Annotated in this window: 17 protein-coding genes; 12 read left to right on the forward strand and 5 right to left on the reverse strand. The window is 63.0% G+C overall.

The genetic code is table 11. The features are described 5' to 3' along the window. The first annotated feature begins 107 nt into the window (after nucleotides 1–107). The gene (locus ACH79_RS30505) at nucleotides 108–743 is read left to right on the forward strand and encodes a trans-aconitate 2-methyltransferase (RefSeq protein ID WP_161854246.1); all 636 of its coding nucleotides are present in this window, start codon (nucleotides 108–110) and stop codon (nucleotides 741–743) included. A gap of 19 nt (nucleotides 744–762) precedes the next feature. Here the strand turns inward: ACH79_RS30505 and ACH79_RS30510 are convergent, their stop codons facing one another. After that, nucleotides 763–1,167, reverse strand: coding sequence for a four-helix bundle copper-binding protein (locus ACH79_RS30510; RefSeq protein WP_161854247.1), 405 nt, complete (start codon nucleotides 1,165–1,167; stop codon nucleotides 763–765). 216 nt (nucleotides 1,168–1,383) lie between these two features. Here ACH79_RS30510 and ACH79_RS30515 point away from each other — a divergent pair, with 216 nt between their 5' ends. From ACH79_RS30515 to ACH79_RS30565, 11 genes are all read left to right on the forward strand, one after another. After that, the gene (locus tag ACH79_RS30515; protein ID WP_161854248.1) at nucleotides 1,384–1,755 is read left to right on the forward strand and encodes a hypothetical protein; all 372 of its coding nucleotides are present in this window, start codon (nucleotides 1,384–1,386) and stop codon (nucleotides 1,753–1,755) included. A gap of 80 nt (nucleotides 1,756–1,835) precedes the next feature. Further along, complete coding sequence (locus tag ACH79_RS30520) at nucleotides 1,836–2,243, forward strand: FixH family protein (protein ID WP_161854249.1); 408 nt, start codon at nucleotides 1,836–1,838, stop codon at nucleotides 2,241–2,243. Beyond that, entirely contained in the window at nucleotides 2,240–3,643 is a 1,404-nt protein-coding gene (locus ACH79_RS30525; protein ID WP_161854250.1) for an efflux RND transporter periplasmic adaptor subunit, read from the forward strand. The genes ACH79_RS30520 and ACH79_RS30525 overlap by 4 nt, the downstream gene beginning before the upstream one ends. After that, entirely contained in the window at nucleotides 3,640–6,801 is a 3,162-nt protein-coding gene (locus tag ACH79_RS30530) for an efflux RND transporter permease subunit (RefSeq protein WP_161854251.1), read from the forward strand. The genes ACH79_RS30525 and ACH79_RS30530 overlap by 4 nt, the downstream gene beginning before the upstream one ends. Before the next feature lie 254 nt (nucleotides 6,802–7,055). Further along, entirely contained in the window at nucleotides 7,056–8,336 is a 1,281-nt protein-coding gene (locus ACH79_RS30535) for an NAD(P)/FAD-dependent oxidoreductase (RefSeq protein ID WP_161854252.1), read from the forward strand. A 22-nt stretch (nucleotides 8,337–8,358) separates the two neighbouring features. After that, a complete protein-coding gene (locus ACH79_RS30540) occupies nucleotides 8,359–9,312 on the forward strand; it encodes an alpha/beta fold hydrolase (RefSeq protein ID WP_161854253.1) in 954 nt (317 codons plus the stop codon). Nucleotides 9,313–9,634: 322 nt separating this feature from the next. Then, nucleotides 9,635–10,741 (forward strand): TRAP transporter substrate-binding protein, encoded by a 1,107-nt coding sequence (locus ACH79_RS30545; RefSeq protein WP_161854254.1) that lies wholly within the window; start codon nucleotides 9,635–9,637, stop codon nucleotides 10,739–10,741. A 104-nt stretch (nucleotides 10,742–10,845) separates the two neighbouring features. Further along, nucleotides 10,846–11,409, forward strand: a complete 564-nt coding sequence (locus ACH79_RS30550; protein ID WP_161854255.1) for a TRAP transporter small permease subunit — start codon at nucleotides 10,846–10,848, stop codon at nucleotides 11,407–11,409. After that, nucleotides 11,406–12,830: a TRAP transporter large permease subunit gene (locus ACH79_RS30555; RefSeq protein ID WP_161854256.1), complete on the forward strand. Its 1,425-nt coding sequence runs from the start codon at nucleotides 11,406–11,408 to the stop codon at nucleotides 12,828–12,830. The genes ACH79_RS30550 and ACH79_RS30555 overlap by 4 nt, the downstream gene beginning before the upstream one ends. Nucleotides 12,831–13,208: 378 nt before the next feature. Then, entirely contained in the window at nucleotides 13,209–13,667 is a 459-nt protein-coding gene (locus tag ACH79_RS30560) for a YidB family protein (protein ID WP_161854257.1), read from the forward strand. Nucleotides 13,668–13,693: 26 nt separating this feature from the next. Continuing rightward, on the forward strand, nucleotides 13,694–13,954 hold the full coding sequence (locus ACH79_RS30565) for a GlsB/YeaQ/YmgE family stress response membrane protein (protein ID WP_161854258.1): 261 nt from the start codon (nucleotides 13,694–13,696) through the stop codon (nucleotides 13,952–13,954). Nucleotides 13,955–14,005: 51 nt separating this feature from the next. Here ACH79_RS30565 and ppx read toward each other — a convergent pair whose 3' ends face one another. From ppx to ACH79_RS30585, 4 genes are all read right to left on the reverse strand, one after another. Beyond that, nucleotides 14,006–15,505, reverse strand: a complete 1,500-nt coding sequence (gene ppx / locus ACH79_RS30570) for an exopolyphosphatase (protein ID WP_161854259.1) — start codon at nucleotides 15,503–15,505, stop codon at nucleotides 14,006–14,008. Between the two features lie 12 nt (nucleotides 15,506–15,517). Next, nucleotides 15,518–17,716 (reverse strand): RNA degradosome polyphosphate kinase, encoded by a 2,199-nt coding sequence (locus ACH79_RS30575; protein WP_161854260.1) that lies wholly within the window; start codon nucleotides 17,714–17,716, stop codon nucleotides 15,518–15,520. 151 nt (nucleotides 17,717–17,867) lie between these two features. Next, nucleotides 17,868–18,545: a DnaA ATPase domain-containing protein gene (locus ACH79_RS30580; RefSeq protein WP_161854261.1), complete on the reverse strand. Its 678-nt coding sequence runs from the start codon at nucleotides 18,543–18,545 to the stop codon at nucleotides 17,868–17,870. Nucleotides 18,546–18,642: 97 nt separating this feature from the next. Next, entirely contained in the window at nucleotides 18,643–19,185 is a 543-nt protein-coding gene (locus ACH79_RS30585; protein ID WP_057839971.1) for a CDP-alcohol phosphatidyltransferase family protein, read from the reverse strand. Nucleotides 19,186–19,317: the final 132 nt, after the last annotated feature.

The raw sequence follows: 19,317 nt of genomic DNA on the forward strand, positions 1-19,317 counted from the left end.
GCTAGCGGGGCACACCCGCTGGTTATGGATCATTTGCGGAATCTGATGCTCCGTTGTGCAGGACCGGGACGCTCATATATTGAACCTCCGCGATTGGGAGAGTTTCGATGGACGCGGCCGGCCGCAAGGCCCATTGGGAGAACGTCTACACGACGAAGGGCGAGAGCGAGGTCAGCTGGTTTCAGCAAAGCGCGGCACCTTCGCTCGACCTGATCGTGCAGGCGGGCGCAACGCGTGAGTCCGCCATCATCGACATCGGCGGCGGCGCTTCGCGGCTGGTCGACAGTCTCGTCGAGCAGGGCTTTGAGGATGTCACGGTGCTCGATCTGTCCGCCGCAGCTTTGACCGTCGCGCGCAGCCGGCTTGAGAGTCATCTCGGCGCCAGCGCAGAGAAGGTCGGGTGGATCGTCGCTGATGTGACGACCTGGAAGCCGGCGCGGGCCTACGATATCTGGCATGACCGGGCGGCCTTCCACTTCCTCACCGACGCCAGCGATCGCGAAGCCTACATCGCCTGCCTCGGGTCTGGCCTGAGGATCGGCGGTCACGCCATCATCGCCACGTTCGCGCCCGACGGCCCGGAGAAATGCAGCGGCCTGCCGGTCTCGCGCTACGACAGCGCGAGCCTCGGCCAAACCCTCGGCGCAGCGTTCCAGCTGGTTGATACGCAGCGGCACGAGCATTCCACGCCCTGGGGCGCGCGGCAGGCCTTTCAGTTCAGCATATTCCGGCGCGAGGGCTGATCCGCGCCCGCGCCGCGCCCTAATGCGCCATGCCGCGCGCCAACTCCTGGCAGGCCTCCATGCAGCGGCGGCAGCTTTCGGCGCAGATGCGGCAATGTTCATGCATGGCGGCGTGCTTCTGGCATTCCTCTGCGCAGAGCCGGCAGGCGGCGGCGCAGACACTGAGCATGCGGCGCATCACTTCGTCGTCGGAGCCGGTCCGGCGGGTCATGATGCGGCCGGTGATGTTGCAGATGTCGGCGCAATCGAGATCCAGCCGGATGCACTGGGTCAGCTCCTGCACCATGCGCTCGGACAGGCAGGCATCCGCGCAGGAAGTGCAGATCTGGGCGCAGGAGTAGCATTCCTCGATGCAGCGGATCAGGGCGTCGTTGACCTGGCCCTGGACGGCCGGGTGGGTGCCGATCATTTCGCGGGCATGCATGGCTGGGCTCCTTGGCTGCGGGGCAGACCGCTAGCGGGGCGGTCACCCCTTCAAGTCGCGGCATCGAAAAATGTTCTGTCGGCGCTGAATTCCGGCCGCGGCTGGTTGATTCATCGCGAATGCGACCTTCCACCGCCAGGATGTGTTAAGGAAACCCGCGACTTCGTGATGGAACTTCGCTTTCCATCGTGGGTCCTGATGTGCGAAACTGGCGCCGTGAAACGTTCGATCCATTTTAGCCGGCTGTTGGCGGTCCTCGTGATCGTTGGTCTCGTCATTGCCCCGCTCACGGCGCGGGCGAATACGAGTGGTATGGCGATGGCGATGACGTCGATGGCCGATGACGCGGCCGCCATGGCCGACGACATGCCGTGCTGCCCGGATAAGTCGGCGCCCGCCGATTGCGACCAGTGCCCGTTGATGGCGCTGTGCGTGTCGACGACGTTGCAGGCGCCGCTGCCGGCCGCTGTCACCGAAATCCGGCCCGTGACGCTTCGCATGCTGCTCCCCGGCAGCGATCCCGAAACGGAAGGCGTTGGATACTCACCTCCGCCAAAACCTCCCCGATCCCTGGTCCTTTCGGCGTAACGCCGAATCGTGCGCGGCGCCTTGCGGCGTGCGTGCCCATGCCGCCATGGCGGCTGGCCCAAGAGATCGAGGATACAATGATGAAAGCTCTTCCGTTTTCGCGCGGCCTGCGGGTCGCGCTGACCGGCGTTGCCCTGAGCTGCGCCGTCACCGTCGCGTTTGCCGACATCAAGGATTACGAATTCAAACTGGTCGAGCCGACCGTCAAGGTCGGTCCCGGCCAGACGATCGCGGTCAAGCTGGAAGACAAGCGGACGGGCAAGGCCATTCCCGACGCAGTGATCTTTGCGACGCGTCTCGATATGGCGCCGGATGCCATGCAGGAAATGGTGAGCGAGTTGACGCCGCTGCCGGGATCGGAGCCGGGCACCTACCGCTTCAAGGCCGACTTCACCATGTCCGGCCGGTGGCAATTGTCGCTCGGTGCCAAAGTGCAGGGTGAAACCGGCACCGTCGACAACAAGCTCGTCATTCAGGCCGACAAATGAAGCCGTCAGCTCAGATTGCGATTGCTGCTGCCGTGACGGCGGCCGTGGTCGCCGGCGTTATCGCGCGCCCCTATCTCTGGCCGGGCGGAGAGACGAAGCATGCGCATGTCGTGGGCCAGGCGAGCGCTCCGGCGGGCCCCGCGATCTACTATCAGGATCCGGACGGCAAGCCGTTCTACTCGCTGACACCGAAGAAGACGGCGGATGGCCGCGATTACCGTGCCGTCCCTCGGGGCGCTGACATCAGTTTTGACGATCCCGAGGAGAGCGCGGCGGCGGCACCCACCGGCCGCAAGATCAAGTACTACCGCAATCCGATGGGTCTGCCGGATGTCTCTTCGACGCCGAAGAAGGATTCGATGGGGATGGATTACATCCCCGTCTATGAGGGCGAGGACAGCGACGACGGATCGGTCAAGGTCTCGCCGGGCAAGATCCAGCGCACCGGAGTCAAGTCGGAGCCGGCCGCCCGTCGCGTGATCCGTACGACAGTTCGCGCCCCCGGCACCATCCAGCTCGATGAGCGCCGCGTCTCCGTGATCGCGATGCGCGCCGAAAGCTATGTCCAAAAGGTCGCTGATGTCACGACCGGCGCGCATGTCGTCAAGGGTCAGCCGCTGATGGAGATCTACAGTCCTGCGATATCGTCTGCTGCGGCGGAATACATCTCGACGCTCAATTCCAAGGTCACCGGCGGAGGTGAAGGAGCCTACGGCAGGGGATCGCGCCAGCGGCTGATGAATCTCGACGTGCCGGAAGCGGCCATCGTTACCATCGAGAAAGGCCGCAACGTTCCGATCGGGATCGAATGGACCTCGCCGCGCGACGGCATCGTGCTTGAACGCAACGTGGTCGAGGGCATGCGCGCCCAACCGGGCGAGACTTTATTCCGAATTGCCGATCACTCGGTGATGTGGGCGATCATCGACGTCGCCGAGCGCGATCTCGGGGCCATGGCCGTCGGCCAGCGCGTCGTGGTGCGCGCACGAAGTTTTCCGGGCCGGGAGTTCTCGGGCAAGATCAGTGTGATCTATCCGCAGATCATCAAGGAGACGCGGACGGCGCGCGTGCGCGTCGAACTCTCCAATCCGGAGCTGCTGCTGATCCACGACATGTATGTCGACGCCGAAATCGAGACCGGCAGCGGGGCGGCCGTGCTGGCCGTTCCGGAAAGCGCGGTCATGGATACCGGCAGCCGGCAGGCGGTGCTGGTCGACAAGGGGGAAGGGCGGTTCGAGCCGCGCGAGGTCAAGCTCGGCCATCGCGGCGAGGGCTATGTGGAGATCCGCGAGGGGCTTGCCGATAACGATCCGGTGGTGACGTCGGCCAACTTCCTGATCGATGCCGAAAGCAATCTGAAGGCGGCGCTGAAAGGCTTTGCCGAGGGGACCCAGCCATGATCGCCCGTCTCATCGCGTGGTCGGCGCGCAACATTGTGCTGGTGTTCTTCGGCACCGGCTTTGCTGCCGCCGCCGGTCTCTACGCGCTCGCGCATCTGCCGCTCGACGCCATTCCTGATCTCTCGGATACCCAGGTGATTGTCTACACCGAATATCCGGGCCAGGCGCCGCAGGTGATCGAGGACCAGGTCACCTATCCCCTGACCACGGCGATGCTCACGGTGCCGCGCTCCAAGGTGGTGCGCGGGTTTTCGTTCTTCGGCGTGTCGTTCGTCTATGTCATCTTCGAGGACGGCACCGACATCTACTGGGCGCGCTCGCGCGTGCTGGAATTCCTCAACGGCGCGGCCTCGCGGCTGCCGGCCGGCGTGACGCCGACCATCGGCCCCGATGCCACCGGTGTCGGCTGGGTCTACCAATATGCCGTGATATCGAAGGAGCTGAACCTCTCCGACACGCGCGCCATCCAGGACTGGAACCTGAAATTCGCGCTGGCGAAAGCGGAAGGCGTCGCCGAGGTCGCGAGCGTCGGCGGCTTCGTGCGGCAATACAACGTCGTGCTCGATCCGCAGCGGATGCGGGATCTCGGCATCACCATGCAGAAGATGCGCGATGCGATCCGCGCCAGCAACGCCGATGTCGGCGGCCGCACCGTCGAACTCTCCGAATTCGAATACGTCATCCGCGGCAAAGGCTATCTGAAGGGAATCAACGATCTCGGCAATATCGTGCTCAAGGCCAGTAACGGCACGCCGGTGCTGCTCAAGGACATCGCCCGCGTCGAGCTCGGGCCGGACGAGCGCCGCGGCGTAGGCGAACTCAACGGCGAGGGCGAAGCGGCCAGCGGCATCGTGCTGCAGCGTTTTGGCGTCAATGCGCTGGATGTGATTCACAACGTCAAGAAGCGGTTTGCGGAGATCGCAAGCAGCCTGCCGAAATCGGTCGAGATCGTGCCGGTCTATGATCGCTCCAACCTGATCAATGCGGCCATTGCCACGCTCAAGAACACGTTGCTGGAGGAGTGCATCATCGTCGCATTGGTATGCATTGTGTTCCTGCTGCACGTCCGCAGCGCGCTGGTCGCGATCCTGATGCTGCCGGTCGGTGTGCTGATGGCGTTCGGCGCGATGAAGCTGCTCGGCATCGGTTCCAACATCATGAGCCTGGGCGGGATCGCAATTGCGATCGGCGCAATGGTCGATGCTGCCATCGTCATGATCGAGAATGCCCACAAGCATCTGGAGCGGGCGGAACCCGGCCAATCCCGCGTGACAATCCTGATCGAGGCGGCATCGCAGGTCGGGCCGGCGCTGTTCTTCAGCCTGTTGATCATCACCGTCTCGTTCATGCCGATCTTCACGCTGGAGTCGCAGGAGGGGCGGCTGTTCAGCCCGCTCGCCTTCACCAAGACCTTTGCGATGGCGGCGGCGGCGCTGTTGTCGGTGACGCTGGTGCCGGCGCTGATGGTGCTGTTCGTGCGCGGCAAGATCATTCCGGAGCACCGAAATCCGATCAACCGTTTCCTGATCTGGATCTATCGTCCGGTCATCAAGGGCGTGATGCGCGCGAAAATACTGGTGATCCTGATCGCGGTCGGCATTCTGGCCGCAACGGTGTGGCCGGCCCGGCAGCTCGGCACCGAGTTCATGCCGAACCTGAACGAGGGCACGCTGCTCTATATGCCGACCACGCTGCCCGGCCTTTCCGTCACCAAGGCCAGCGAATTGCTGCAGGTGCAGGACCGGATCATCCGCAGCTTTCCGGAGGTGGACTCGGTGTACGGCAAGGCCGGCCGTGCCGCGACTGCGACCGATCCGGCGCCGACCGAGATGTTCGAGACCATCATCAACCTGAAACCGAAATCCGAATGGCGGGCAGGGCTGACGCTGGAAAGCCTGACGGCGGAGATGGACAAGGCGTTGCAGTTTCCCGGCGTCTCCAACGCCTGGACGCAGCCGATCAAGGCGCGCATCGACATGCTCTCGACCGGTATCCGCACCCCGATCGGCGTCAAGGTGATCGGCACTGATCTGGTCGAGATCGACCGCCTGGCCAAACAGGTCGAGCAGGTGCTGCGGACGGTGCCGGGCACATCATCGGCCTATGCCGAACGCGGCATCGGCGGCTACTATCTCGATATCGTGCCGGACCGCGCGGCGCTGGCGCGTTACGGCATCATGGTGCAGGACGTGCAGGATGTCATCGCCACCGCGCTCGGCGGCCAGACCGTGACGACCACGGTCGAGGGCCGGCAACGCTTCTCCGTTAACATGCGCTATCCCCGCGACCTGCGCAGCGATCCCACCGCCATCGCGCGCGACGTCCTGGTGCCGATGCCCGCAGGCGGCGCGGTGCCGCTTGGCGAGGTCGCAAAAGTCTCGCCCGCGCGCGGGCCGACCTCGATCCGGACCGAGAACGGCCAGCTCGCGGTCTATGTCTATGTCGATATCAGGGATCGCGATATCGGCGGTTATGTCGCGGATGCGCAGGCGGCGGTGAAGACCAGCATCGAGTTTCCGCCCGGTGCCTACGTCATGTGGAGCGGGCAATACGAATATCTGGAGCGGGCCACGGCGCGGCTCAAGATCGTGGTGCCCGTGACGCTCGCGATCATCTTCCTCTTACTCTATCTCAACTTTCGCTCGCTGACGGAAACGTTGATCGTGATGCTGTCGCTGCCGTTCGCGCTGGTCGGCGGCCTCTGGCTGATGTGGTGGCTCGGCTTCAATCTGTCGGTCGCTGTCGTGGTCGGCTTCATCGCGCTGGCCGGCGTTGCCGCCGAGACCGGTGTGGTGATGCTGATCTACCTCGACCAGGCGCTCGACCAGCGACGGGCGCGCAAGGCGGCCGAAGGCGGTGCGCTGACGCGCGCCGATCTCTACGACGCCATCATGGAGGGCGCGGTGGAGCGGGTGCGTCCGAAGATGATGACGGTGGTCGCCATCATGGCGGGCCTGTTGCCGATCATGTGGAGCACCGGCGCCGGCTCGGAGATCATGCAGCGCATCGCCGTGCCGATGATCGGCGGCATGATTTCGTCGACGCTGCTGACGCTGATCGTGATCCCCGCGATCTACGCGCTGGTCAAAGGGGCGGGGATCGGAAAGGTGTCTGTAACGAAAGTTGAGCCCGGACAAGCAGGAGCCGCTGTAACCTAGGCGCTGTTTGCAGCGTGGCGATGACCTTTTGGCGGGATTCCCGCCCCAAACCTGTGATGCGTTTCACCATCGCCGCAAAAAAGATCGGATAGGCTCGGCTACCCGGCTGGGCCGGGCGTACGCGTCCGTTGATCCATTTTGGATCGCATCCATTCTGGGGTCCCATCCATTTTGGGTCCCATTTGCATACTGCGTTCCGGGAGGAAAATGTGCCAGATGCTGCAAGAAGTCATGCCGTGGTTATTGGGGCCGGCATGGCTGGCCTTACGGCCGCTCAGGCGATCTCCAGGCATTTCGGAAAGGTCACGGTCATCGAGCGGGACGTGCTTCCCGCCGAGGCCGAGCCGCGGAGGGGGACACCGCAATGCCAGCACGCCCACATGCTGCTCGCGGGTGGGCTGAAGGCGCTGCAGACGCTGTTTCCGGGGTTTGAGAACGATCTAGCGGAAGCTGGCGCGGTGAAGATCCGTGCCGGGAAGGACCTCCGCTTCGAACGCCCCGGCTTCGATCCATTCCCCATTCGCGATCTCGGCTTCGATATTTTCAGCATGTCACGCCCGCTGCTCGAAGCCGTTACGCGGCGACGGGTCCTACAGGCCCCGAACATAGGCATTTGCATGCGCTCCCGCGTGACCGGACTTGTCGCCGCGCGCGATGCGACTCGGATCGAGGCGATCCGTTATGAAAGCGGGGATGGTCCTGCTGTAACTGTTGAAGCCGACCTGGTGGTTGAGGCCTCCGGCCGCTGCGGCCTGACGCTGCAACTGCTCGAGGAGCTCTCTCTCAAGAGGCCCGAAGAAACCGAGATCGGCATTGATCAAGCGTATGCGAGCACGATCGTCGAGCGGCCGCTCGATCGCAATGCCGACTGGCTCGGCAATATCGTCCTGCCGTCCGCACCCGACAGCAGCCGCGGGGCGTTCCTGTTTCCGATCGAGAAGCAGCGATGGCTGCTTTCCATCGGAGGCAATCATGGCGATGCGCCTCCGGACGACCGCGCGGGATTTATGGATTTCGTCAGGAGCCTGCGCACTTCGACGATCTATGACGCGGTCAAAGACGCGCGTCCGCTGACGGATATCGTCCGCTACCAGTTGCCGTGCAGCATACGGCGCCATTTCGAGCGGCTGGAGTCGTTCCCGGCAGGATTGCTTGCGATTGGCGATTCCGTTTGCCGCTTTAATCCGGTTTTCGGCCAGGGCATGAGCGTGGCGGCGCAGGAAGCCGTGATCCTGGGCCGGTTGCTGGCGGAAGATGTCCCGATAGACCGGCTGGCGCGCGACTTCTTTGCCGCCATCCAGGACACCATCGCAACGCCGTGGGGCGTTGCCGTCTCCGATTTCGTCTACCCCGCCACGCGCGGCGTTCGGCCCGCCGATCTAGCGCAGCGCTTGCAATACGGTATGGCCCTGACCAAACTCGCCGCTGACGATCCCGAGGTACACCGGCTGACGACGGAAGTCTCGCAATTGCTCAAGCCGCAGGCCGCCTTGCGCGAGCCGGCGCTCGCGGCGCGCGTGATGTCGCTGATGTGACGGGCAAGGGTGGGGGACCGTGATGGACTTTGTCACCGTGAAGAACGGAGCGATCGAACTTAATGTAGCCGTCAGCGGCTCGGGCCCGCTGATCGTCTGCGTCCACGGTTTCCCGGAACTCTGGTACTCCTGGCGGCACCAGATCGCGCACTTCGCGGCACGGGGGTTTCGGGTGGCAGCCCTCGACGTGCGTGGCTATGGGCGAAGCTCGAAGCCAGTAGAAATTGCGGCCTATACGCTGCGTCATCTCGCATCCGACGTCGTTGCCGTGATTGAGCACATCGGAGATGGCCCGGCCGTTCTGTTCGGCCACGACTGGGGGGCGCCCATCGTGTGGCACACCGCACTGCTTCACCCCGACAAGATCAGGGCGGTAGCTGGCCTTAGCGTCCCGTACCGGCCGCGCGGACCTGCGCCTTTCATCGAGCTCGCGCGATCCGTCTACAAGGGACAATTCTTCTATCAGATCTACTTCCAGGAAGAGGGCGTCGCGGAAGCCGAACTGGAGGCCGACATCGCAGGCGCCCTGCGCAAGGTGTATTTCGCGCTGTCTGGGGCGGCGCCTTACAACAAGTGGCTCGAGCCGAAGCCTCCGGAGGCAAAGGTGCTCGATGGGCTCGTCGATCCGGAGTCTTTTCCAGGCTGGATGGATGAGGCCGATATGGCCGTCTATGTCGATGCCTTCAGGGCCGGTGGCTTCCGCGGTCCGCTCAACCGGTACCGCGCGCAAACAATCGACTTCGCCGAACTGGCCGAATTGAGCGGGCGCAATGTTGCGCAGCCGTCGGTCTTCATCGCCGGCGAACGCGACCCCGTGCGCGCCTTCGTCCCGGGCGTCGACCTTTACGCCGACCCCGGAATCGCTTGCTCAGATTTTCGCGGGTCCACCATCATCCCAGGTATCGGACATTGGGTGCAGCAGGAAGCGCCAAGAGAAACTAACGCGGCGCTCGAAGCGTTTGTGCGCGGACTGTAGCGCAGGCGGCGCCTTGCGCGACAAGTTTCGCCGAGCGTGGATGTCGGATCTAGAGAGATATCGTCTAACGCTTCTCGCCACACGTTCCACGTGCTGGCGTCGGCAGGATCGACGCCGTCAACAGCAGCGGTAACTCCGTTGGCGTACCCCGCGCAAAGAGCACAACGCAGCCTGCCGGCGCTTGCTGCGGCCAGAAAGCAAGATGACAACTTGAGGCGATGGTGGCAGAATGGTGGCAGACGTGGTTTGAAGACCAGGCGACTAAGAACAACGAAGAAAAAGCGATCGCCGAAGTCACGTCGTCCAAGGGAGGAGATAGCTCATGAAACGCTTGTTTCTGGGGTTGATCGCCGTTGCCCTGATCGCTTCGGCGTTTGTCGTATCTACCACTGCAGTCATGGCGCAGACGAAGGTGCTGAAGATGCAGGCCTCATGGCCGGCATCGCTCACGCTCTATGATAACTTCACCTACTTCGCCGAGCGGGTGAACAAACTGTCCGCCGGCACGCTGAAGATCGACGCGATGCCCGCCGGCCAGGTCGTGCCGGCCTTCGAGGTGCTGGACGCGACCCACAAGAAGGTGCTCGACGGCTCGCATGCGTGGGCCGGTTACTGGACCGGCAAGAACAAGACCGCGATCCTTTTCACCGGTGGTCCCGGCGGCACCTTCGGCATGGACTACATGGACGTGATGGGCTGGTTCTATCATGGCGGCGGGCTCGAGCTTTACAACGACTTTTATCAGAAGGAGCTCAAGCTCAACGTCGTCGTGTTCCCCATCCTGCCTGCAGGGCCGCAGGCGTTCGGCTGGTTCAAGAAGCCGATCCAGACGGTCGAGGACATGAAGGGAATGAAATGCCGCCAGACCGGCATGGCCGGCGAAGTCTGGCAGGCGCTCGGCTTTACGGTGGTCAACATGCCGGGCGGCGAGATCATTCCCTCCGCGCAGCGCGGCGTGATCGATTGTGCGGAATGGGTCGGCGGCATCGAGGACATGCAGCTCGGCTTCCACAACGTCTGGAAGTACCACTATTCGCCCGGCCTGCACGAGAACGTGACGGTCGGCGAAATCGTGATCAATGGCGACGTGTGGAAGGAGCTCAGCCCGCAGCACCAGGAGATCATCAAGTCGGCGGCCAACGAGACATTTCTCGTCTGGTGGACCAAGTGGCAGCGTCAGAACGCCGATGCGCTGATTGAGATGCAGCAGAAGCACGGCGTACAGATCCTGCGCACGCCGACCGAGATCCTGCTGGTCTTCATCAAGAAGTGGGACGAGATCGCGGCGGCCGAGGGCGCCAAGAACCCGTTCTTCAAGAAAGTGCACGACTCGCAAAAGGCCTATGCCAGCGCTGTGGTGCCGTACAAGCGGTCCTATTTCCCGCCATACTCCTTCATGGCGAACTACTACTTCCCGGTCGAGAAATAGGGCTTCGTCCGAGGGCGGCCGGTGGGCCGCCCTCCATTCGCGCGCGGGCGGCCTGCGTCACGCCGCCGTGCGCGCCGCACGAACGATCGGCGGTAGGGGGAGGGATGGCTGAGGCAACAGACAGGCAGTCGCCGGCGCTGCTGGCCATGATCCGGATCATCGACGGCTTCACGGATCGGACCGGCACGATCATCTCGTGGCTGGCGGTGCCGCTGGTTCTGGCCGTCGCCTACGAGGTTGGCGCGCGCTACCTGTTCAACGCTCCGACCGTATGGGCCTACGACGCAACCTACATGCTCTACGGCTCGCTGTTCATGCTCGGCGCCGCTTACGCGCTGCACAAGGGCGCTCACATCCGCACCGACTTCTTCTGGGAGAAGTTCTCCATCCGCAGGAAGGGTTTTATCGACACGATCTCCTATATCGTTTTCTTCTTCCCAAGCCTGATCATGCTGTTGCTGATCAGCTGGAACGAGTTTCATTACTCCTGGCAGATCAACGAGATGTCAGACCAGACACCGTGGCGGCCGGTGCTGTGGCCGTTCAAGTTCGTCGTGCCGCTCGCCTGCCTGTTGCTGCTGATCCAGGGCGTGTCCGAATTGATCAAGAGCATCTACATGGTGCGCACCGGCGTCGAGCTCGAGCACAAGGAGAAGGTCGAGATATGACCGCGGAAGCGCTCATCGGCCTCATCATGCTCCTGGTGCTGCTCGGAGCGATTTTCATCGGCGTGCCGATCTCGTTCACGCTGCTGTTTCTCGCGTTTGCGTTCGGCTACCTTGGCATAGGCGCGACGGTCTTCGACCTTGCCTACTTCCAGACCATCGGCCTGATGAAGGAGGAACTGCTGGCCGCCGTGCCGCTATTCATCTTCATGGGTTTCATCACCGAACAGGCGGGGCTGATGGAGCGCCTGTTCACGGCGTTCCGCATGCTGCTTGCGCCGGTGCGCGGCGCACTCTTCCTCGTCGTCATCCTGACCTCGACCGTGTTCGCGATGGCGACGGGCATCGTCGGAGCAGCCGTCACCGTTCTTGGCATCATGGCCTCGCCGATCATGACGAAGGCGGGTTATGACGCCAAGCTTTCAGCGGGCACCATCACTGCGGGCGGCACGCTCGGCATTCTCATCCCCCCGTCGGTCATGCTGATCGTGATGGGGCCGGTGCTCGGGGTGTCGGTCGCCGATCTCTATGCTGCAGCTTTCGGGCCGGGCTTCCTGCTGGCCGGCCTCTACATCGTCTATCTGATGGGCCGCGCCTTCATGAACCCTAAACTCGGGCCGCCGGTGCCAAAGGACGAGCGGATCTACTCGGCGGGGTACATTGCGCGCGAGGTGATCGTCGGCACGCTGCCCCTGATCGGGCTCATTACTGCGACGCTCGGCTCGATCATCGGGGGTCTTGCGACGCCGACGGAGGCCGCCGGCATCGGCAGCGTCGGCGCGGTGATCCTGGCCATCGCATATCGCAGGTTCTCGCTCGGCGGACTGCAACGAGCGCTGATCTCGACGATGGCGACGTCGAGCATGGTCCTGCTGCTGGCGGTCACGTCGAACATTTTCGGTGCAGTGTTCGCCCGCCTCGGCTCGGCGAACTGGATCACCGAGACGATGCTCGGCCTCCAGTTGCCGCCAAGCCTCATGCTGATTGTCGTGCTGTTCCTCATTTTCCTGCTGGGTTGGCCGTTTGAGTGGCCAGCCATTATCCTGGTGTTCCTGCCGATCTTCTACCCCGTCGTGAAGGGCATGGGCATCGACCTCATATGGTTCGGCGCATTGGTTGCGGTGGTGCTGCAGACTGCCTTCCTGTCGCCGCCGGTCGCCATGTCAGCGTACTATCTCAAGCAGGTGGTCAAGGGCTGGAGTCTCGCGACGATTTACGCCGGCATGTTCCAGTTCATGATCCTGCAAGTGATCTGCGTCGGGCTGATGATCGCCTTCCCGGGCATTGCGACCTGGTTTCCGCATACACTGCACGAGGCATCGCGCAGTCAGGTGATCCCTGAGGAGCACAGGAAAATCCTGGAACAGCAGAAGCGGGCGCCGTCCCTGGAAGACGACGACTGGCTGACGCCAAAAAAGAAGTAGCCGGGCGTTGTGCGTACCGGGTGACGCCCGCACGGCTCCAAAAGCCGGCTGTGGCGAAAAGGGCGACGAACGGAAGCGGTATTGCGACCAATCGATCGGATCGTAATGCAGTCGACGACGATCCATTTTCCTCCAATCCTGGCCAGGTCGGAGAAGGACGATCGGGTGGTTCCGCCAGCCATGTTGACCTAGATCAAACTTCGCGTCGCGGTCCAGGCGTTCGCTGCCGGCATGACCGCTGAGCCTACGGCCGGCTTGGCGGCATGCAGCTCGGCGAGGCTGAGAATGCGGCCTTGGCCGAACATTCCGGCGCTCCCGGGGTTTAACAGGCCTGATCGGCCAAACACCGACTGAAACACAGATGTCACGGAGGCCAAAATGAGCCGCGGAATGCCATCGATGACTGCACTCCTTGGGATGCTTGCCCTTGCGGGATATCAAAATCGCGACAAGCTCGCGGAAATATTCAACAGCGCTGTGGGATCCCCTTCCAAACCCGAAGGCGGCAAACAGCCGCCGGGGCAAAGTGATGTGCTGAGTAACATGCTGGGCGGTGCGGGTATCGGAGGCCTGCTTGGTGGCGGTCTCGGCGAATTATTCGAACAATTCAAGAAGAACGGTCAAGGCGAGGCTGCGGAATCGTGGATCGGCCACGGCCCCAATAAGGAGATTTCGCCTCCCGAGCTCAAGCAAGCCATCGGTCAGGATGTTTTGGCGACGTTGACGCAGCAGACGGGGCTTTCGCAAGAAGAAATTCTCGACCGACTTTCGCGAGAACTGCCAACAGCCGTCGACAAATACACGCCGGACGGTCGTCTACCTCCGCGCGACGCTTAATTCATCGAGCACAGGGAAATGGTAGGATGAGCATAATCTGGACCATCATTATCGGATTTTTGGCGGGTGTCGTTGCAAAGTTTATCATGCCCGGAAACAATGAGCCGTCAGGGTTCATTATGACGACCATTCTGGGCATCGTAGGCGCGTTCGTCGCCTCCTATCTCGGGCAAGCTCTCGGTTGGTACAACACGGGCGAGGGGGCCGGTTTCATTGGTGCTGTCGTCGGGGCGATCATCGTGCTGCTGATATATGGGTTCTTTGCTGGGAGGCAGCGAGCGGTTTGAGCGCTCTGCTCAATTGGATGCCGCGTTATCGACGCGAGAGACCAACGTTCACTACCGCACGATCGATCCGGCGCGCCCGACCAGGCGCGCCAATTGCTTGAAGCGGCTGCCGACGCGGTCGGCGACGAGGTCGACCATGCGATGCTCGAACACCAGCATCAGCTTGCGGCCCTGGGTGCGGAAGTGGGTCGCGGGCAACACGCCGGTGCGCGCCGCCGAGATCAGGTGCGCGACGCGGAAGGCGGCGCCGAGAATGCGAGCGCGTTCGTCCATCGCCGGCGGCACCAGCTCGCGGATGCGCTCCGGCGGCTCGTTTTCCTCGCTGAGGCCTGCGTAGCGATAAAACACTGACAGCGCGACGAAGGCGCGGCCCTGATGGCTGATCGAGCCGAAATTGCCGTTGGTGATCAGGCTCAGCGTCTCCTCGCCGCGATGATCGGGATGCACGCGCCAGCCGATGTCGGAAAGCAGGCAGGCGGCATGGCGCAGCCTTCGGTCTTCGTCGGTCTCACGCAGCCTCACCACGCGCACCAGCCGATCGGTCCAGCCGACCAGTTCTTCGGCGTGGCGGGCCGAGCGCGACAGCAGCCCGTTCAGGGTTTGGGCGGCACAGATAAAACCGTCCTTGGCGCGCTCCTGTTGCGGGAGCATTTCATAGAGCAGGCCTTCACGGACGCCGAAGGTCGAGAACACGATCGTCTTCGGCCGGCCGACAAGGATGATGTATTCGAGAACCAGCGCCGCGTAGGTCAGCAGCGGCCGCCGCGCATCGGCGACTACCTCGATATCGGCGAGCATGTTGGCGGCCGCGAGCCGGCGCAAGCGTCGGGCGAAATCAAGCGCGTCGGCGGCGGGTATCGAATAGCCGTGCATCACGCGCAGCGGATAGCCGCTTTGGACGATGTGGATGCGCGCCAGTGCGCGCCAGGTGCCGCCGACGGCGTAAAAGGTGCGGCCGCGGGCGGCCTTGAGCTGGGCAACACCGGACAGATCGTCGCGCACGATGCGTTCGGCGCGCTTCAACGATTTGTCGGACAGGTCCTGCAGCGCAAGGCTTCCGAGCGGCAACGTGACGCCGCTGTGAACCCGGCTTTTCTGCACGTCGATCAATTCAAGCGAGCCGCCGCCGAGGTCGCCGACGATGCCGTCGGGATTGTGGATTCCAGAGACGACACCGAGCGCGGAAAGCTTTGCTTCGCGCGGTCCCGATAGGATTTGAATCGGTGTGCCGCAGATACGCTCGGCCTTGGCGATGAAGTCAGGACCGTTCTTGGCGTCGCGGCAGGCGGCAGTCGCAATGGCGAAGACGCGTCCCACCTGCTGGATACGGCACAGCGCCCGGAATCGCCTGAGCGCCGTCAGCGCCCTGGCAACGGCATCCTCGGCCATCAGACCGGTGCTCTGCACCTCGCGGCCGAGCCCGCACAGCGCCTTCTCATTGAAGATGGTGACAAGGCTGCGCGCCATCGTCTCATAGACGACGAGACGAACCGAGTTCGAACCGATGTCGATGACGGCGACGCTGGAAGCGCGCTTTCGCGGCCGCTTCACAGCCGCGGCCCCTTATGACGATGGTTGGCGCTCGTTACGGCGCGTGAGCCGGCGCGGCGAAGATTCCTTGAGAGACTTTCCACGACCAGACAGGCTCGGATTCGTCATGAAGTAATTGTGCAAGTTGAACGGCTCTTCGCCTTTCGCGGCCTTCATACGCGTTGAGGACCCATCCGGCAACAACTGCCAGCTCTGCTCGGTATCCTTCAGGTTCGCGACCATGATCTGTTCGAGAACCTGCTGATGTACCGTGGGATTTTGCAGTGGACAGAGCACTTCGACGCGGCGGTCGAGGTTCCGCGGCATCATGTCGGCGGACGAGATATACACAGCCGACTTCGGGCCGGGCAGGCCTTGCCCCATACCAAAGCAGTAGATTCGGCCGTGCTCAAGGAAGCGGCCGATGATCGATTTGACCCGAATGTTCTCGGAAAATCCGGGAATGCCCGGCCGCAGGCAGCAGATGCCACGCACCACCAGGTCGATCGACACGCCGGCCTGCGACGCTTCGTACAGCGCGTCGATGACATCGGGGTCGACCAGCGAGTTCATCTTCATCCAGATCGCTCCCGGCTTGCCGTGTCGGGCGTGATTGGTCTCGCCTTTGATATGTTCGATGATGCGCTTGCGCAGCGTCAGCGGCGACACCGCCATCCGCTCGATGTCGCTCGGCTCGGCATAGCCGGTGATGTAGTTGAACACCCGCGCCGCATCGCGGCCGATGATGGGGTCCGAGGTGAAGTAGGAGAGGTCGGTATAGATGCGTGCGGTGACCGGATGATAATTGCCGGTGCCGGTATGCACATAGGTCGTGAGGTTACCACCCTCGCGCCGCACCACCATCGAAAGCTTCGCGTGCGTCTTCAGTTCGAGGAAGCCGTACACGACCTGCACGCCGGCGCGTTCGAGGTCGCGCGCCCAGCGGATATTGGCCTCCTCGTCGAACCGCGCCTTCAACTCGATCAGCGCCGTCACCGACTTGCCGGCCTCGGCGGCCTCGGCCAGCGCGCGCACGATCGGTGAATTGTTCGAGGTGCGATAGAGCGTCTGCTTGATGGCGACGACGTCAGGATCGCGCGCCGCCTGCTGCAGGAACTGCACGACGACGTCGAAGGATTCATAGGGGTGATGGACGATCAGGTCCTTTTGCCGGATCGCCGCGAAGATGTCGCCGCCATGGTCGCGCACCCGCTCGGGATGCCGCGGCACATAGGGTGTGAATTCGAGGTCGGGCCGGTCGAGCCGCGTGAGCTGCGAGAGCTCGTTCATCGCCAGCACGCCATCGACCAGAAACACTTCGTCGTCCGCCGCCGAAAGCGCTTGCCGCACAAAGGCGCACAGCTCTTCGGGCATCTTGGCTTCCATCTCCAGCCGGATCACCGAGCCGCGCCGCCGCCGCTTCAACGCGGTCTCGAACAGGCGGACCAGGTCTTCGGCCTCTTCCTCGATTTCGAGTTCGGAGTCTCTGATGATGCGGAAAGCGCCTTGGCCCTTCACGGTGTAGCCGGGGAACAGGCGGCCGATGAACAGGCCGGTGGCCTGCTCCAGCGGGATCAGATGCACGGCGCCATCGCCGGTCGGAGGCATGCGGATGAAGCGGTCGATCTTGCCGGGCATGCGGATCAGCGCGTTCATCGCCTTGCCGTCGGAAGTCCGCGCCAATTGCAGCGCGATGGTGAAGCCGAGGCTCGGGATGAAGGGGAAGGGGTGCGCCGGATCGATCGCCAGCGGCGTCAGCAGCGGGAAGATGTTACGGAGGAAGTGATCCTCGAGCCAGCCGCGCTCCGTCTTGGTGAAGTCGTGGCCGTCGACCAGCTTGATGCCGGCATCCGAAAGCATGGCGCGCAGATCGCGCCAGATCGCCTGCTGGTCGGAAGCGAGCTCCGAAACCGTCTTGTTGATGAGGGAGAGCTGCTCGGACGGCGTGAGCCCGTCGGGGCTGCGTTCGGCAATGCCTTCGCGGACCTGTGCCTTGATACCGGCGACGCGGACCATGAAGAACTCATCAAGGTTATTGGCGGAAATCGACAGGAACCGCACCCGCTCCAGCGCGGGATGGCCGGGATTGACCGATTCCTCGAGCACCCGACGGTTGAAATGCAGCCAGGATAGTTCCCGGTTGATGAACCGCTCGGGGCTGGTGGCAATCGCGGGAGGCGCCTCGGCAATTTGTTCTTTTTCTTTGATATCAATAACTTGGGCCGATTCCATGAGGCTTTGATCCATCTCGGGCTGGGGCGCCGGCATTTATTTAAGCGAATGCCGCCCAAACCATGTGATATTCCGATGACGTTTCAATGACATTGATGTTCCGCCCAATGCCGCCGTCAAGGCGACAGGACGCAGCACGCACCCTCGCCCTTCAGGCGTTCCGCAGCAGTTCTGCGGCCAGGGCCCGGGTCACGGGCCGGCCGAGCCGCAGCGCCTCGGTATCCAGAAGCTCGATCGCCCGGCGGGCGGCGGCATAGGAGCGCTCGATCCGGCTGGCGAGATAGCTCACAACCGTCTCGTCGATGCTCAACTGGCGGTCGGCGCAGAATTTGACGATCAGGCCGCGAAACAACAGGTCGTCGGGCGGCAACAGCGACACGGCGGGTGCGGCGCGCAGCCGCGACCTGAGATCGCGCAATTCGAGCTCGAACGAAGCCGGCGGAACGCGAGCCGTGATCAGGATGAAAGCCCCGTCCTCGCGCGCCAGATTCAGGAGGTGAAACATTGCGCGCTCATCGAAGTCGGCCGGCTTCAGGTCTTCGACCACCAATGCCCCGGTTGTGAGCGCACCGGGGACGGAAGCGGGGGTAAGCGCGTGTGCCGATATCGAGCGCGCGCCGGCCTGTTCGGCCCAGATCGCGGCGAGGTGGCTCTTGCCGGAGCCCTCCGGTCCCATCAGCACCATCACGCGGTTCGGCCAGTCCGGCCAGCTTTCGATCAGCGCGAGCGCGGCTTCATTGGCAGGCCCTTCCAGGAAATTGTCGCGGGTCAGGCTCTCCGCATGCGGCAGCGAGAAAGCAAGCTGACGAGGTTGAACGCGAACTGCCACGCAAGTCTCCAGGCCGGGATTCCAGGGCATTCATAGCGTTTTCAAGCGAAATGGCTACGGGTTCGCGTGAGGAAAACGCATCAAATAAAGGAAGAAGCTAGCGCGCTTCGATCGTGCTCATGTGCCGAACCCACTCGACGAGATAGAGCGAGACCGAAACCAAAGTAAAGACTGTAACAAAACCCATCAGGATCACGTCATAGGGCGCCGGCTTGAAATTGAAACCGAGCGAGGCCAGCACCAGCGCTGCGAACGCCACCTGCGCCACCGTGTTGAGCTTCGACACCATCAGGGGTTTCATTGGGATCGGCTTGTCGAACAGCCATGACACGATCACCGCCGTGACGATCATGATGTCGCGCGACACCACCAGGATGACGAGCCAGCGCGGAACCGCGCCCCAGATGCCGAGCGCCACGAAGATCGAAACCAGGAGCGCCTTGTCGGCGAGCGGGTCGAGCAGGGCGCCGAGCTCGCTCGACATGTTGAAGCGCTTGGCGAGAAAGCCATCGACGGCGTCGCTGACGCCTGCAACGACGAAGATCGCAAACGCAATTTCCATCTGGCTGGAAACGATCGCCCAGACGATGACCGGGACCAGAATGATGCGCCCCAGCGTAATGATGTTCGGAATACTCAACTCGGTCGCTTCCCGGCTCCCGGCCTTAGATCCGGCCCCTGGCGGGTTCAGCCGGCTCTTATCTACATAGTATATGCGCCAAGCGCTTGCGAGCCATTGCAGGATCGCGGAATTCCTCGTAACCAGCGGTCA

It is taken from the genome of Bradyrhizobium sp. CCBAU 051011 (genome assembly GCF_009930815.1).
GTDB lineage: Bacteria > Pseudomonadota > Alphaproteobacteria > Rhizobiales > Xanthobacteraceae > Bradyrhizobium.

Bases quoted from the DNA above. Each gene is read 5' to 3' on its own strand.
- ACH79_RS30505 (WP_161854246.1), top strand. From the start codon at position 108: ATGGACGCGGCCGGCCGCAAGGCCCATTGGGAGAACGTCTACACGACG.
- ACH79_RS30510 (WP_161854247.1), bottom strand. From the start codon at position 1,167: ATGCATGCCCGCGAAATGATCGGCACCCACCCGGCCGTCCAGGGCCAG.
- ACH79_RS30520 (WP_161854249.1), top strand. From the start codon at position 1,836: ATGAAAGCTCTTCCGTTTTCGCGCGGCCTGCGGGTCGCGCTGACCGGC.
- ACH79_RS30525 (WP_161854250.1), top strand. From the start codon at position 2,240: ATGAAGCCGTCAGCTCAGATTGCGATTGCTGCTGCCGTGACGGCGGCC.
- ACH79_RS30530 (WP_161854251.1), top strand. From the start codon at position 3,640: ATGATCGCCCGTCTCATCGCGTGGTCGGCGCGCAACATTGTGCTGGTG.
- ACH79_RS30535 (WP_161854252.1), top strand. From the start codon at position 7,056: ATGGCTGGCCTTACGGCCGCTCAGGCGATCTCCAGGCATTTCGGAAAG.
- ACH79_RS30540 (WP_161854253.1), top strand. From the start codon at position 8,359: ATGGACTTTGTCACCGTGAAGAACGGAGCGATCGAACTTAATGTAGCC.
- ACH79_RS30545 (WP_161854254.1), top strand. From the start codon at position 9,635: ATGAAACGCTTGTTTCTGGGGTTGATCGCCGTTGCCCTGATCGCTTCG.
- ACH79_RS30550 (WP_161854255.1), top strand. From the start codon at position 10,846: ATGGCTGAGGCAACAGACAGGCAGTCGCCGGCGCTGCTGGCCATGATC.
- ACH79_RS30555 (WP_161854256.1), top strand. From the start codon at position 11,406: ATGACCGCGGAAGCGCTCATCGGCCTCATCATGCTCCTGGTGCTGCTC.
- ACH79_RS30560 (WP_161854257.1), top strand. From the start codon at position 13,209: ATGAGCCGCGGAATGCCATCGATGACTGCACTCCTTGGGATGCTTGCC.
- ACH79_RS30565 (WP_161854258.1), top strand. From the start codon at position 13,694: ATGAGCATAATCTGGACCATCATTATCGGATTTTTGGCGGGTGTCGTT.
- ACH79_RS30575 (WP_161854260.1), bottom strand. From the start codon at position 17,716: ATGGAATCGGCCCAAGTTATTGATATCAAAGAAAAAGAACAAATTGCC.